The 15,933-nt window shown below is 39.5% G+C and carries 10 protein-coding genes; 3 read left to right on the forward strand and 7 right to left on the reverse strand.

What is annotated here, in order from left to right; genetic code table 11:
* The first annotated feature begins 179 nt into the window (after window positions 1–179).
* A complete protein-coding gene (locus U1E44_RS06050) occupies window positions 180–2,930 on the forward strand; it encodes a TonB-dependent receptor (protein ID WP_322930161.1) in 2,751 nt (916 codons plus the stop codon).
* Between the two features lie 84 nt (window positions 2,931–3,014).
* On the opposite strand, the gene U1E44_RS06055 is transcribed toward U1E44_RS06050, so the two are convergent.
* The 4 genes from U1E44_RS06055 to U1E44_RS06070 form a co-directional block, all read right to left on the reverse strand.
* Window positions 3,015–5,129, reverse strand: a complete 2,115-nt coding sequence (locus U1E44_RS06055) for a DUF4301 family protein (protein WP_322930162.1) — start codon at window positions 5,127–5,129, stop codon at window positions 3,015–3,017.
* Entirely contained in the window at window positions 5,084–5,722 is a 639-nt protein-coding gene (gene pnuC / locus U1E44_RS06060; RefSeq protein ID WP_322930163.1) for a nicotinamide riboside transporter PnuC, read from the reverse strand. The genes U1E44_RS06055 and pnuC overlap by 46 nt, the downstream gene beginning before the upstream one ends.
* Window positions 5,706–5,966 carry a hypothetical protein gene (locus U1E44_RS06065; protein ID WP_322930164.1) on the reverse strand — a complete coding sequence of 87 codons (261 nt, stop codon included), beginning with the start codon at window positions 5,964–5,966 and terminating at the stop codon, window positions 5,706–5,708. The genes pnuC and U1E44_RS06065 overlap by 17 nt, the downstream gene beginning before the upstream one ends.
* Before the next feature lie 113 nt (window positions 5,967–6,079).
* Window positions 6,080–6,712 carry a 4'-phosphopantetheinyl transferase family protein gene (locus tag U1E44_RS06070; protein WP_322930165.1) on the reverse strand — a complete coding sequence of 211 codons (633 nt, stop codon included), beginning with the start codon at window positions 6,710–6,712 and terminating at the stop codon, window positions 6,080–6,082.
* Window positions 6,713–6,798: 86 nt separating this feature from the next.
* On the opposite strand from U1E44_RS06070, the gene ahcY reads away from it, so the two are divergent.
* Both ahcY and U1E44_RS06080 read left to right on the forward strand, forming a co-directional pair.
* Window positions 6,799–8,115, forward strand: a complete 1,317-nt coding sequence (gene ahcY / locus U1E44_RS06075; RefSeq protein WP_322930166.1) for an adenosylhomocysteinase — start codon at window positions 6,799–6,801, stop codon at window positions 8,113–8,115.
* Window positions 8,116–8,210: 95 nt separating this feature from the next.
* Window positions 8,211–9,314 (forward strand): SDR family oxidoreductase, encoded by a 1,104-nt coding sequence (locus tag U1E44_RS06080; protein ID WP_322930167.1) that lies wholly within the window; start codon window positions 8,211–8,213, stop codon window positions 9,312–9,314.
* A 734-nt stretch (window positions 9,315–10,048) separates the two neighbouring features.
* Here the strand turns inward: U1E44_RS06080 and U1E44_RS06085 are convergent.
* The 3 genes from U1E44_RS06085 to U1E44_RS06095 form a co-directional block, all read right to left on the reverse strand.
* Window positions 10,049–11,419 carry an OmpA family protein gene (locus U1E44_RS06085; RefSeq protein WP_322930168.1) on the reverse strand — a complete coding sequence of 457 codons (1,371 nt, stop codon included), beginning with the start codon at window positions 11,417–11,419 and terminating at the stop codon, window positions 10,049–10,051.
* A gap of 113 nt (window positions 11,420–11,532) precedes the next feature.
* Window positions 11,533–12,726 carry a glycine C-acetyltransferase gene (gene kbl / locus U1E44_RS06090; RefSeq protein ID WP_322930169.1) on the reverse strand — a complete coding sequence of 398 codons (1,194 nt, stop codon included), beginning with the start codon at window positions 12,724–12,726 and terminating at the stop codon, window positions 11,533–11,535.
* A 10-nt stretch (window positions 12,727–12,736) separates the two neighbouring features.
* The gene (locus tag U1E44_RS06095; RefSeq protein WP_322930170.1) at window positions 12,737–15,850 is read right to left on the reverse strand and encodes a UvrD-helicase domain-containing protein; all 3,114 of its coding nucleotides are present in this window, start codon (window positions 15,848–15,850) and stop codon (window positions 12,737–12,739) included.
* Window positions 15,851–15,933: the final 83 nt, after the last annotated feature.

Genomic DNA, 15,933 nt, shown 5'->3' on the forward strand with positions numbered 1-15,933 from the left:
AATTTACAAAAGACGGTGCATGATCACCGTCTTTTTTTATTTCTATTATGAAATATGAAATTATAATCTGCTATTTTTATAAAAATAATACTATGCATGCATAATTTTTTTGATTTTAGCATTGTTCAAATAAAAAAATCTGTATCTTCGATTTGAACTAATTTTAACTCATTACTGTAATGAAAATAGTACTTACAATTAGCGTATTACTTTTAGGTGTCCTTGGCTTTGCACAAACCGTGGTAAGGGGTACGGTGGTAGATCAGAACAATGGTCCGGTTCCGGGTGCAAATATTGTCATCCTAGGAAAAGCCATAGGTACGGTTACCGATTTTGACGGTAATTTTGTTTTGGAAACCTCTGAACCAATACCATTTCAACTTCGAATTTCGAGTATTGGTTTTTCCGAAGCCACTGCTCAAGTAACTACAAACAACCAAAACCTAACAATTACGATCGAAGAATCTCAAACCCTTTTGGATGAGATCATCGTATCTGCTTCCAGAACACCGGAACGCATTTTTGAATCTCCTGTGTCTGTGGAGCGCTTTGGTTTAAAGGAAATTAAAAACACCTCTTCGGAATCCTTCTACTCCGGACTTCAGAACCTAAAAGGGGTAGATATTAACACTAATAGTTTAACCTTTCAATCTATAAACACCCGAGGCTTTGCCACCTTTGCCAATAACCGATTTTTACAATTGGTAGATGGGATGGACAATTCTGCTCCGGGATTAAACTTTGTACTGGGCAATTTGGTGGGTATGTCCGAATTGGAAGTAGCCAGTGTAGAAATACTGCCGGGTGCCTCATCGGCACTGTACGGGGCGGGAGCTTTTAACGGTATTTTGTTTATGACCAGTAAGAGCCCCTGGGACTACCAAGGCATTAGCACCTACTTTAAAACCGGTATTACCTCTCAAGAAGCAGCTGGAGACAATGGGTATTATGATGTGGGATTTCGTGCTGCCCATGCCTTTAACGACAAACTTGCGGTAAAAGCTAATTTTTCATTTCTGAAAGGTGAAGATTGGCATGCAGTAAACCAAACCGATATCAACAACCCCGGTGCTACTAGGTCAAATCCTGATTACGACGGACTCAATGTGTATGGTGATGAGGTTGGTATTTTACTCAACTTTGATGCTGCGGCCAACTTACCTTCGGGAACCGTTGGTAATGCGTTTGTAACACGAACCGGGTATGATGAACGCGATTTGGTAGATTACGATGCAGAAAGTGTTAAAACCGATTTTTCGGTACATTACAAGCCCTTTGCCACGGATTTCGAAATAGTGTACAATGGTCGTGTAGGTCGAGGTAATACCATTTTTCAGGGAGCCAACAGAAATTACATCAAAGATTTTATATTGCAACAGCATAAAATTGAGATACGGAATAATAACTTTTTTGTTCGGGGATATATCACCTCCGAAAATTCGGGAAATTCCTACGATTCCAGATTTACGGGGATTAATATTAATAGGGCTTGGAAATCGGACAGAGATTGGTTTACCCAATATGCACAAACTTTTATTGGTGCACGCTTGGGTATAGGTACAGGCGTGCAATTAGATGAAGCCGCTGCCCATGCTGCCGCACGACAAGCTGCCGATACAGGCCGATTAATACCGGGTACTCCAGAATTTGAAAATACCTTTAATAGAGTAACTTCTGATGGGGATCTAACTACCGGATCTAAATTTGTTGATAATACCAAATTTCGCCATGTAGATGCCAATTATAATTTCAGTCATCTCACTAAAGACATTGCCGAAATTCAAGTAGGCGGCTCATTTAGAGAGTATGAATTAAGTTCTAACGGTACCATTTTTACAGATTTCGACGGCCCAATTACGTACAATGAATTTGGCGCCTATCTGCAAGTGCAAAAGAAATTAATGGAAGATAGATTAAAATTGACAGGTTCTATCCGATATGATAAAAATGAATTTTTCGACGGATTTGTTTCTCCCAGATTTTCGGCCGTTTTTACTGCCGGAGAAAAACGAAATCACAACATACGTGCCTCTATACAACAAGGATTCAGAAACCCAACCACTCAAGATTTATTTATTGGCCTAGATACCGGAAGAGCTATTCTAGTGGGTTCTGCGCCGAACAACTTAGATCGTGATGTCCGAAATTTTGATCTGTCCCAAAATGGTGCCACCCTTACCGGGCAACAGAGTGTAAGCATTGTGGGCAGAGCGGCTTACGAGAATGCATTTTCATCAAGTTCTATAAGTTCGGGTACCCCAACCGCGGTTACCACCCCCATCGTTAAACCAGAGGAAATAACAGCCTATGAAGTGGGTTATCGTGCCCAATTAGGAAAAGTAAGTATCGATCTAAGTGGGTACTACAACGAATACACCAATTTTATATCCAATACCTTTACTGTGGTTCCCCTTTACGGCACTGCCGGAGATAATGGATTATCACTGTTAGCCCTACAAAATGGAGATTTTAAGGCGTACCAAACTTATACCAATTCTAAGGCAGACATCAATTCGTATGGCGCTACGATTGGCGTGGACACAAAAATTATGGGGAATTTTGATGTTGGCGTAAACTATACCTATGCCGATCTCGATTTTGATCAGTCGGAGGATCCCGATTTCAGAACAAATTTTAACACCCCAAAACACAAAGTAAAAGCTTCTTTTGGGAATACGGCGTTGTTTAAAAACTTTGGATTTAATGTAAATTACAGGTGGAGCGATACCTATTTATGGCAAGCCAGTTTTGGTGATGGCAATATACCTGCCTACAGTGTGGTAGATGCGCAAATAAATTACAGCGTACCCAGTATTAAATCGGTCTTTAAACTAGGAGGCTCTAATCTTACAGGCAATGAGTATTTTTCAGCTATTGGCACGGGTTTTGTCGGTTCTATTTACTACGTTTCCATGACCATAAATCCTTAATTTTAAGCATGCACGTACTTAAAAAAAGCCTCTATAAAAGAGGCTTTTTTATTTCAGCGAAAGTCATCTATAGATTTTCAATCCTTATTGGGCATGCTGCGTTACCTGATGCGTTGGCTTTAGTAAATCGTTTACCGTTTTTACAGGATTAAAGGTAACCAAGGGCACCTCCACAAAAATGGTGTTCCAGAACGCCATTGCTCCATTCCAAAGTCCGGGGAGTTCTAATGCCTTAAGATCCTTCCCTTCTTGCGTTTTTTGTGTAATAAATCCTTGCGCATGATCTACATACTTCAACAAATCGAATTTTTCTCCTTTGTACTTACGAACTCCGCAAACCAAATCTACCGGGTTAAAGTGCGTGGAATCATTAAAAATTTCCGATTGTTTTTCTTGGGTGCTATCTATTTGGGCAGATTCTACAATCTGTAACGAGTGGTGCCCATTACCGTCTACGATCCAAAAGGGGCCTCCCCCCGGTTCGCCTTCATTTTTTACCATACCACATATACGAATGGGGCGGTTTATTTTATCTTTTAGTAGTGCAATCTGCTCTTCGAAGCTTTTGTCGGTAAAATTATTTGAAAATCGGACATTAAGTGTCGCTTCCAAAAAGTACTTAATCTCCGTTAATTCGGAAATGGATAGCTCTTCTCCGTCTAGTTTTCGGGCAAAGTCAAAAGCCTGTTGCTGAACCTTCACTAACAATCCGGCCAAGATCTTCTTACTCCGAACAACCTCCTCCGCATTTCGAGGTACAACTACATTATCTATGTTTTTAATAAAAATAATATCAGCTTCTTGCTCATTGAGGTTTTCAATTAAGGCACCATGCCCTCCCGGCCTAAACACCAAGGCACCTTCTTGATCGCGAAAAGGGATATTGGACATATCTACGGCAATGGTGTCTGTTGCCTTTTTCTGATAGGAATACCCTACATGAAATATCGTTTTAGTTGCCTTGGAAACCCGCTCGTTAATGGCCTTATACGTTGTCTTAAACATGGTTTCGTGTTGCTCAGAAATGGTAAAATGAAGATGGGCTTCCCCATGCACTGCCGCATACGCACTTCCTTCTTTAAGATGTTCCTCAAAAGGAGTAGCCGTGTAGGATCCATAATCATGAAAAGGCAAGAGCCCTTTGGGATAAAAACCATAATTTAATCCGGTATCCGATAGCATTTCCTGAACAAAATAATACGCTTCTTCGTCTTGGGTGCTTGCACGACCTTGTATACGATGCAGCACTTCCTTATAAAAAGCAAGTTTTGTACGTTGTTCAAAAAAACGTTTAAGCTCATTGTTATGAGTCCTTTCTAAATAATCAACTAAGGTTTCGTTCGTAGGATTATAGGACTCCAAAAATGTAAACAAGGCTTTAAACATCCGAGATGCAGCGCCCGAAGCTGGTACAAACTTCAGCAAAGACAAGTCTTCCATGGCGTCCTCAAAACTTCGGATTAATTCCTTTTCCTCTAATTCAGAAAACTTTAAAATACCGTCCTTTACTTTTGCAGGTCGAGCTAAGTGAACATATGGAATACCCGATTTAAAAGTGCCAATTTGGGTTAGAACCTTTTTCGTTGTTATTCCATGGTTCGCCAGTTGTTCCAGGTCTTTTTCAGAAAATTCAGTCATTCTATATACTAATTTATTAATATGTTGCACCGCAGTGGTAAGGCGTTCTTTTTTATCACCTTTTAATATTACAAAATTTCGATTATACCGCTCTAACGTTTCCTTAAAATAATTGAACATTCGCTGTCGTTCGGTAGGTTTGTCTCTTAAATCATCCTTCTCCCAAGGCACGTCTATATACGTTAAGAAATACAAATCATAGGTGTTTTCTAGGGCATATTTTTCCAATTTTGTATCGCAATACCCCAAATAATAGGCTTCAGAATACACTTTAGTCTCCAATAAATCGGTATCACAAATTAAAACGTTCGTTGCTTTTTTAGTAAGCGTATTTTCCAAAAACATTTGTCCTTCTGCAATAGGTAAGAGATCGGAAGGCTCGCACGTTTTTCGTTCATTATTCCATTTTTGTTGAAGATATTCCCGGGCATATTCGGGCACCCATACCGTATTGTAATGTCTGGCCAATTGTTCTGATAACGTTGTTTTTCCGGTGGATTCTGGTCCGAAAAGCACTACTTTAATAATGTCTGACTCTTGTTGTCTAAACTTTTCTTCCATGAGATATATCCTTGAATCGCCAATATCGTAAAGATAAAATATTGCAGCGAAAGCATTCCTAAGCCGCGATAGGCATAAAGAGGAACAGTAATAAGATCCGCAATAATCCAAAGTGTCCAATTTTCTAGCTTCTTTGTCGCCATATACCACATAGCAGTAAAGAAAAGGCCGGATGTAAAAATATCGATATAATTAGCGGTTTCAATTTCATAGTCAAAAGCTGTATATACCCCATAGGTAACCCCTAACGTAAGTAGAAAAAGAAGCACACCAATTCGCTTCTCTTTGCTGTTGGTTCTAGAAATGGGTACTACAAAGGCATTATCTTTTTTTCTAGACCAATTATACCAGCCGTAAATACTCATTATGGAATAGTAAAAATTCATCATCATATCCCCATAATATTGAGCCTTATACAAAAGATAAACAGAAATTAGGGTTGCCACCAATCCTGTGGGATACACCCAAATATGCTCCTTTTTGGCATAGAGCACGCTTGCTATCCCGAATAAAAAAACGAGGCCTTCTAAAATGATAAATGACCATGTTGCCTTTTTATAGGCTTCCAAAAAAAAATCAAAAATGGGGTTCATAGGAACTTCGATCCGTTTTTACCATTTTCAAGTACAACAATCCCTTGTCCATAAGTTCAAAAACCTCTTTTATTTCATGATGTAATAAGGTCATAACGGTATCATAATCGCCATATATATGCGTGCTTAGCGGGTTTTCTATTACAGTAAGTCCGGAAGATCGTAGCTTTTTTATGAAATGGATAATGGGTTCTTCAAAATTATCCTGTAGTGGAGATAAGGTAAGTTCAACAGATATATTCATGTATGTCTTTAATTTTTTTGCTCTAAAATACAGTATTCTGATTCAAATTGATAGTACATAGGATCCTTATACTGATTGATATTATGATTTAAGGATGATTTCCGCGCTAGCTGTTACTTTTTAAGTGCATAGACGCACGTAAAGCCTTCAAACTCCAAAAAATGAAGGTCATAAAAGGAAGACGCCCCATGAAACAATACTTCTGCTGTTGTATTTTCATCATCCAGAAAGAAATCCTTTACGTCTATATGATGCAAAAAGCTAAGTCCATGATGGGCGTATATTTTATAAATGGCCTCTTTGGCACCCCAAACGATAGTTAATTTCCGTATGATGGCATCTGTATTGGCTAAGGTACGGTATTCTTCAATGGGTGTAAATTTATGTGCAATTCGCAAAATTTTATCCCGTTGCATTTCAATATCAATACCTACCTCCTTCTTTTCGCCTAAAATAATGCCTGTAAAATTATGGGAATGTGTTATCGATATGTGTTGACCGTTTTTTAGGTGTGGTTTTCCAAAGGCATCATAAAACAGATCGCAGTCTTCAAAGCCGGCTACAGCCATTAAATGGCGAATGCTTAAAAACCCTGCACGATGCATACCAGATTTCATACCTTCCATGCGCCTTTGGCAATGTTCGGTAAGCACAATATCTTTGGCAAGTGCGCTTTCGGTCTCTTCAATTTTCCAAATAAGCACCTGTACCCCGGGCAGTACATTGATGGTTCTATAAAGTGGCATTAGATTTAGTGAGTTATTAGTACCTTTGTACCCAAAATGAGTAAAAGCGAATTACCGTATTCTAAAAGTACAAAAAAAGAGAAGATATGACTACGAAAACCATCCCATATGTGCCCTATAAGGTAAAAGATATCTCCCTCGCCGGTTGGGGGCGAAAAGAAATAGCGTTGGCGGAGGCAGAAATGCCCGGTCTTATGGCGCTTCGTGAAGAGTATGGCAAAGAACAGCCTTTGCAAGGAGCCCGCATAGCCGGTTGCCTGCATATGACCATACAAACGGCAGTATTAATTGAAACCCTAATAGCGCTCGGAGCCGAAGTTACGTGGAGCTCCTGTAATATATTTTCTACCCAAGACCATGCCGCCGCTGCCATAGCAGAAGCCGGTATTCCTGTGTACGCATGGAAAGGAATGACCGCAGAAGAGTTTGATTGGTGCATAGAACAAACCCTATTTTTTGGCACGGATCGAAAACCGCTAAACATGATCTTAGACGATGGCGGAGACTTGACTAATATGGTGTTGGATCAATATCCGGAATTGGCATCTGGTATAAAAGGACTATCTGAGGAGACTACTACAGGCGTGCACCGTTTATACGAACGGGTAAAAAATGGTACCCTGCCCATGCCGGCCATAAATGTAAATGATTCGGTGACCAAATCTAAATTTGATAATAAATACGGTTGTAAGGAAAGTGCGGTAGATGCCATTCGCCGAGCAACGGATACCATGTTAGCCGGAAAAAGAGTGGTTGTGGCGGGCTATGGCGATGTAGGCAAAGGAACCGCTGCTTCATTTAGAGGTGCCGGCTCCATTGTTACGGTAACCGAAATAGATCCTATTTGTGCCCTGCAAGCCGCTATGGATGGGTTTGAAGTAAAAAGAATGGAGACCGTAATTAGCAACGCAGACATTGTAATTACCACTACAGGAAATAAAGATATTATCACGTCTGTTCATTTTAAAAAATTAAAAGACAAGGCTATCGTCTGTAATATCGGTCATTTTGACAACGAAATAGATATGGCTTGGCTAAATCAAAATTATGGCCATACCAAAGTGGAAATTAAACCTCAGGTAGACAAATATACCCTAGAAGGCACCGATATTATTGTTTTGGCCGAAGGTCGCTTGGTAAATTTAGGCTGTGCCACAGGACACCCCAGTTTTGTAATGAGCAACTCGTTTACCAACCAAACCTTGGCACAAATAGAACTTTGGAAAAATAGCGATGCCTACGAGAACAATGTCTATATGTTGCCTAAACATTTGGATGAAAAAGTAGCAAAATTACATTTAGCACGTTTAGGCGTAGAATTAGAGGTTTTGCGCCCGGAACAAGCCCAGTACATTGGGGTTACTGTGGAAGGCCCTTATAAACCGGATTATTATAGGTATTAAATTTTAGTCCGTTTATAAAGGTAGACGCTATATAGTAAAAAACCCTGCCTGCCCATTGGGCAAGGGTTTCATTTTTTTTCAATTGCCGCTAACTTATGCACATTGTCTTAACAGGAGCCACGGGCACCCTTGGTTCTAAACTATTATTCACCCTACTAGAGTCGCAGCTTCCTTTGCTAACCAAAGTGTATTTGCCCATTAGGGCAAAAAAAAGAGTAGCTCCCCAGCAAAGGCTAGAAAATATGATCTTTAGCGATTTTGTTCCTCCATTTATAAAAAAACACCAGTCCGTCATTTTAAGTAAGTTACAGGTTGTAGACATCGATACTTTTCTGAAACCACACTGCTTTATTAAGGGCGTTTTAATCGATTACTTTATACACGCCGCGGGTTTTGTTAATTTATCGACAGATCCGGATGCAAAAAAGGCCATTTTCAAAGAAAACCTAGATTTCACAAAACTTATTTTTAATGTATATGTTCCCTTCATTCAAAAATTCATTTATATAAGTACCGCCTTTGCTAACGGAGATCAAGGTGGCATTATACATAACGATTATACTATAAATACATCGAAAAACTATAGAAATGCATATGAAGCCTCTAAACACGAAGCGGAGCAATTTTTATTGACGCAGTCTATACGTACCGGTGTTCCTGTACAAATTTTGCGCCCCAGTGTTTTAGGAGGCAACATTAGTGATGCGCCTCAATACTTTATGTCTAAGTATATGGTGTTCTATTTATTCGCGAAATTTTTTAAAAATTGTGATCCCAATGAAGCTATTAGAATAACAACTTCGTCCCTAGCCGGATTAAATATTATCCCCACAGACTATGCGGCAAAAGTAATTCTGAAAGCCATGTCAACAGACATTTTACAATTAAATATTGTAAACACTAAAGACACCAACCTCATAGCAGGAATGACTAAAATCTTTACTACGGTGGGATTTTCCAATTTTAGTTTTACAACAGAGGTCATAAATGAAGTTACCGGTTATCTTTCTGATCTAGAACGAATGTATTACCAAACCATAGGCTCGCATCTTACCCCCTATTTAATTTCTAAACCGAATACGTGGAGTACCGAATTGCTAGAAGGCATACTTCCAATCCCTACCTATGAAGCTGCTGACTATCTCTCCAAAACGGTAACTTTTGCTATGCATCAAAAATTCAGAGCTCAGAAATGGTAATTTTTTAAATTAAAATAGGAGACAAAGTAAACTACCTCGGAGCAAGCCCACGAGCCAAATAAAAAATTTCTTGAAACTGACTATCCCCGAGGCAAGCCCTAGGGGTATTTCGTCAGTTTCATTTTGGCCTTTGGGCCAAAATCCGAAATTTTGTATTTTACCTCACCCGGAACTGCAAAAAGGCAGTTCCGACCTCTCCAAAGGAGAGGTAAATAGGAAACCCCCACCCAAGGGTCGGGGAATCTTTAGATTGAAAAGAACCTTTACATTAAGTTTCGACGCAAGCGTGGGAGCATTTAAATCTCGATTATCGAGTAAATAAAAAAACATTATTCTTTGTCGTCCTCTCACACAACCTTATATACCTGCTTGTAAGGCGATTTCCCTAAGGTGGGTTACGCGATAATGGTCTTATTCAACTCTTCTTCGTCTATAGAAACCTTCTTGGGGTTTCCCTTTTTATTATATTGCTCCCATATGGGTATCACTATAATTGCATTCTTTCTGTCTTGCAGATTTCATCTGGATTTTACACTTCCATGAAAAGCCCTCAGCTGTAAGGATGCGAGCCTTGGCTCTATTTCAGCAGAGACATTCTTGTCCTTGGCTAACGATTCCCATGGGCAGGTTCGGTAGGGATTTGCACCCTATAGCTATAAATTTGTGCACGTAGCGCAGCACATAAAAAAAGCCCTGCTATAGCAGGGCTTTTTAAAATTTTATGTGAACTTATATTATTTCACCAAGTTAATCTCTACTCTTCGGTTCTGAGTTCTACCAGCAGCCGTATTATTTGTAGCGATAGGCTTATCCTCACCATATCCAACTGCAGTTAATCGAGAAGCGCTTATACCCTTTTCGATTAAGAAATCCCGAACAGAATTTGCTCTAGATTCGGATAACTTTTGGTTAAGGGAATTGCTTCCTACACTATCTGTATGACCTTCTACTGTAAACTTCGCATTAGGATATTCGTTTAAGATTGTAATAATGTCAACAAATACACCAACTGAAGCGGCCTTAATACTAGACTTACCTGTATCAAACAAAATGGTTTTAGCAAACTCATTCAATTGCTTTTGAACTTCTTCTGTTACTTCAGGACAGCCTTTATTGGCTACAGTACCGGCAACTTCAGGACATTCATCATCTTTATCTAATACGCCGTCACCGTCTTTATCTGGCCAAGGACAACCCTTGTTAGCAGCAGGACCAGCCTCATTAGGACATGCATCATCTTTGTCGGCAACACCATCACCATCTGCATCTGGACAACCGCCTAAAGCAGCAAGACCGGCTTCATTAGGACATGCATCATCTTTATCGGCAACGCCATCACCATCAGCATCTGGGCAACCATTCATTTCTTTAGATCCGGCTTCGTTAGGACATGCATCTTTGCTATCCTCTATACCGTCACCATCCGTATCAGGACAACCGTTGAATGCTGCTAAACCAGCCACTTCTGGACACGCATCATCTTTGTCATAAATACCATCACCATCAGTATCAGTTCCACCAAAACGAACAGAGATACCAGCCATATGCTGGAAATGTCTTGGTAAATAATCTTCAAAAGAGTGCTTGTATTGTGTTTGTAAAGTAAAACCAATGTTGTCTGTAAACCAAACATTAACACCAACACCTCCGTTGATAGTACCAGCTCCAACCTCATCTAACCAAGTATAGCCACCACCGATCTCCACAAACGGATCTACTACTGTACTTTTAAGAATGTTGTATTTAATGGTACCGTCTATGCCGTAAAATGAAAGGTCATCGGCCGAAACATCGCCCAATTTATCAATTTTGTTGATTGTTCCTCTTGCTCCTACAGAAAAACCATCTCCAACATATTTGGAAACTGCTACGTACGAAATTGAAGGAAGAATATTCCAGTGGTCATTTGCATTGAAATATTCACTTCCAAAACTTCCAGATTCAAATCCAAAGTTTTGTAGTGATTGATCGTCGCCAGTTGGATAAACGTCTATCGCGTTTACACCAAAACTAACCTGCCAGGGGTTATTTCCGTCTTGCGCCTGTAAGTTGTTAAAACCTACTGCAAGTATGGCAAGAACCAATAATTTGCTAAGATGTTTCATGTTCAAATATTTAAGTTTAAGTGTTTATTAGCTGCAAATGTAAGTTGTTAAAGATTATTAACAAAATCAATTTTGTATTTTTTTTAACGCAATTCGTACAAAAAACCATACCGTTAAACGATTTTTAACAATTTTCCTACTTCCTGAAAGGCTTTAACCGCCTTTTCTAAATGAATTATTTCATGGGCTGCTGACAGCTGCACCCGTATCCGTGCCTTCCCTTTGGGTACCACTGGATAGAAAAATCCGATGACATAAATTCCTTTTTCCAATAACATGCGTGCCATTGTTTGTGCGAATTTTGCATCATAAAGCATCACTGGTACAATAGCCGAATCGCCATCGATGATATCAAAACCGACTTCTTTCATCCTTTTTTTAAAGTACTTGGTGTTATTTTCCAGTTTGTCCCTTAGATCGGTTTGGGTCTGAATAAGTTCAAATACCTTTAAGGAAGCGCCTACAATTACCGGAGCTAAAGAATTAGAAAACAAATAGGGTCGAGATCGTTGCCGCAACATTTCGATGATTTCTTTTTTGCCTGTGGTATAGCCCCCCATGGCGCCGCCTAAGGCTTTGCCCAAAGTTCCTGTTATAATATCCACTTTCCCCATAACTCCTTTTGCTTCTAAGGTACCACGTCCTGTTTTCCCTATAAAACCAGCTGCATGGCATTCATCTACCATAACTAGGGCATCGTAGGTTTTAGCGAGGTCGCAGATATGATCTAAAGGTGCCAATACCCCATCCATTGAAAATACACCGTCGGTAACAATAATTTTAAATCGGACATTGGCTTCATTGGCAAGTTTCAATTGCCTTTCCAAATCGGACATATCACTATTGGCATAGCGAAAACGCTTTGCTTTGCACAAACGCACTCCGTCGATAATAGATGCATGGTTAAGGGCGTCTGATATTATCGCATCTTCTTCTCCCAACAGCGGTTCAAAAACACCTCCGTTGGCATCAAAGGCAGCGGCGTATAATATGGTGTCCTCAGTGCCATAAAATTCGGCTATTTTTTTTTCCAGTGCTTTGTGAATGTCCTGGGTTCCGCAAATAAACCGTACCGACGACATCCCAAAGCCATGACTGTCTAAAGCATCTTTAGCCGCTTGAACTACTTCAGGATGAGAGGATAGTCCCAAATAATTATTGGAGCAAAAATTAATAACCTCCTCGCCGGAAGCGATTTTTATGACCACGTCTTGGGCCGAGGCTATAATTCGTTCTTCCTTAAATAGACCGGCTTCTTTAATAGTGCCTAGCTCCCTTGTTAAATACGCTTCCATTTTTCCGTACATGCTGTAGTTTTTATATAAATTCTGGCGTTACTGTTTCATTCATATATACAATGACACCTTGGGTACGCGCATAGCCCATTTGTTGCAATGCATTCTCGTAAGATCGTACTTGTTGGTGATGCTTTGTACGTTTCTTTCCCGTCTTATAGTCAATTACAGTAGCTACATTTCCCTGAATAACTACCCTATCCGGACGTAAAATTACACCATTTTCTGTAATGATTTCCCTTTCTAACAGGATCGTAGCGTCTTCTGCGAAGTACCTTTTAAGTGCAGGGTGCTGTATAACTTTCAATACACGGCTTCGCAATATTTTTATTTGTTCTTCAACTAGTTCCCCATTTCGATATAGTTTTTGCAAAATGGTATCTACATCTTCTGCTGTTTTCAAGAAGCCCAAAATACGATGTATCAGATTTCCTTCATGTAAGGCCGCTGCTCTTTCTGTTCCCCAAAGTGCCCCGGAGGTCGTTAGTATTCTAAAATTAGGATTTTCCTTTTGAGAATACAGAAAATCTACCTTATGCTGTACTTTTTCAAGCGTTTTATACTGCTTTAACTCCTCTAATTCGCCAAAATGATAATCGGTTTTCGCTGTGTCCCATAGCCCCTTTTCCTTTAAAAAATGAATGAATAATCCCGAATAATAATCCAAACGCGGCTCCTCTTTCGCAAAATCCATTTTAGAAATGATATAAAGTCCTCTTACCGCTCTAGTGAGTGCTACGTACAAAATATTAAAGGCGTCTAACTCTAGCTTGCAATGGTCTTCTTGATACATGCCTTCTGCCACTTGCCCGTAGTGCATTACTTCTTGCTTTTTACTTACCAAAACTTCATCAAACCCATGAAATTGACTTGCCTCTACGGGTAACCATAGTTTGGGGTCGGACTCTTCGTAAATGTGGGTATTTGCGTACGGAAAAATAACAATAGGAAATTCTAGCCCTTTTGATTTGTGTACTGTCATTATCTGTACCGCATCTACATTTTCGGGAGCCACAATACTGAGTTTTCCTTGATTTTGATCCCAGTATTCCAAAAAGAGGGGCGCATTTACTCCAAAGCGTTGCTCCACATTGAGTACCTCATCCATTAAAAAGGTAAGGTAGGCATCCGATTCGTCGGCAAGCCTAAATTGCCGTATGGCGTATTCCAGCCCGTCATAAACGGTAGCCTTTGTAAAAAAATCAATATCAAATTGATACTGATTTCGTAGAAAATCCGGTAGTGTCTTGAGATGTTTCTCAATTAAGGTATGGCGCAATGGAGCGACGGAACTGAGGTAAAGCAAGAGTTCGAAGGAAGTTTCAAGGTCTTTGGGGTTGTCGCTATACCGAAGAAGATTAATAAGAAATTTCACTTTTGCATAGCTCGACAGCAATAATGTCTCTGAAGAAATAATGGGGATACCTTCTTGCATAAGCTGTTTTGCCAGTAGCACCCCATGTTTGTTTTTTCTAACTAAAATGCAAATGTCTTTTAGATGATACCCCTTTTTTACCACTTGGCGTATGCGATTCACTACGGCTTCGGCATAAAGATCGTCCTCGTGTTGTAATTCGTCTTTTGGTGTAAATTGAATGCTTACGACTCCACCCTTTAAGGTATTGTACGCTTGTTGATTGCCCTCTAAAAACAATTCCCGATATGTAGTGTCATTTAAAAATTGACTTACCGATGAGAAAAAAGCATTATTAAATTTTATGATCTCTTCATGACTTCGATAATTTTTTGGAAGACGGTTTGTATTTGGAGGCATTACGAAGGAGCTATTTTCATTTTTTGCCAATTTCAGGAACTGTTCGGCCTTACCGCCCCGCCAACGGTAAATCGCTTGTTTGGCATCGCCCACTAGCAATAGAGATCCTGTGTTGCCGTTCTCGTCCAAACTGTCCAATGCATTTCCTATCAGCGGAATAAGGTTATTCCATTGCATCTCTGAGGTATCCTGAAATTCATCTATAAAATAATGGCGGTATTTCTCTCCCAATCGTTCAAAAATAAAAGGCACCGGTTGGTCTTTTATCTCGTTAGCTATTATTGAATTAAACGATGAAATAGGTACTAAATCCTTCTCTTTTTCCAAATGAGACACTTCCTTTTGGATGGCATTTAGCACCGAGAGCGGCACTATATTGCGGTAACTGTTTCTTAGAAACTGTACCTTGTAAAAGGTTGCTTTAATGGAAAGGAATATAACACTAAATTCAGGGTGTAGACGATCTAGAATTGCTTTGGTTGCCGGCGGACACGATTTCGTATAAAGTATGGTAGTCTCAAAATTTTTCTTCCATTCAGAATTAAAATCCAAATCAAATTCTCCTGCCACAATATTTTGCAGAAATTTTGGGAAAGAAGCACGAATAAAATCTGTAAAAACCAATCTGTTTTTGCGAATTAAAGTTAATGCCCGAGACGCATCTGCGGTTAATTGGTTTTCTAAGATTGCTATTTTTTGCTGCAGGGTACGTTTCAGCCGTAGAAAATCTTCTAAGGATTTTGTTTCAAGACGCTTTAAGTGCGGTCGCTGATCTTCTTCAAAAAGTAACTTTCCTACCACATTTAAGTCATAAGCTATATCCCAGCTTTTATCCCCATCTATTTTTTCCAATGCAAAATCGACCAATACTTTTGTAAGTTCATCGGTACTTCCTGCTTTATCTAATAGACCATCAACAGCTTGTCCTAAAAGGGCATTGGTATCTAATACTACCTCAAAATTTTGCGATAATTGTAGATCTCTGGCGAAAGTGCGAATAAGACGATGGGTAAATTTATCAATCGTAGCAACGTCAAAAAAAGAATAGTTATGTAATATTTCCTTGAGCATGATTTTAGAACGCTCTTTTAATAGAACATGCCCTACTTCTAAATCGTTCATGATTTCAAGAAATAAGGCCGGTGCAGTGTCTATTAGGGCCACTTGACTAAAAGTATACAGACTCCCTAAAATACGCTGCTTCATTTCGTTTACAGCCTTATTGGTGAAGGTGATGGCCAGAATTTGACGGAAATTGCTACTATTGTCCGTTGCTAGAATGATTTTAAGATATTCCTTGGTAAGGATATACGTCTTTCCAGAACCGGCAGAAGCATCATATATTTTAAAGGCATTAGACATCCTTATATTTTAACGGGTAAAATACGGAATATTAAAGGGTTCTTAACAAATAATTAGGGGAAATTGTTTGAGAAATGCCGTAT

This window comes from Aurantibrevibacter litoralis, assembly GCF_034651555.1.
GTDB classification, from domain to species: domain Bacteria; phylum Bacteroidota; class Bacteroidia; order Flavobacteriales; family Flavobacteriaceae; genus Aurantibrevibacter; species Aurantibrevibacter litoralis.